Origin of the sequence: Prevotella sp. HMSC073D09, from assembly GCF_001814145.1 — a bacterium.
In the GTDB taxonomy this organism is placed as follows: Bacteria; Bacteroidota; Bacteroidia; order Bacteroidales; family Bacteroidaceae; genus Prevotella; species Prevotella conceptionensis.
Window position 1 is genome coordinate 35,182 of the sequence record NZ_KV815111.1, and the last position, 273, is coordinate 35,454.

The following is a 273-nucleotide window of genomic DNA, read 5'->3' on the forward strand; positions in this document are numbered from 1 at the left end:
TAAGAAAAAGACCTGCATTTTGTACCATTTAGCCCTTCTAGATTGGTTGCCAACTCATGATTTTTGCAGCCCAAAAACCCACTTTTAGACTCCAAAACCCCACTTTTTACCACCATTTTGCCCTTTTTTGCCATGTATTTCATGTTTCTTTAAGGTTTTGTTCATACCATTACGGCGCATATTTATTCTTTTCGTTTTGCATTTTGCACCATATTGCACTGCATTTAGCACCATTTCATCTTGCGTTTAGCATCAAAACGCACTGCGTTTAGC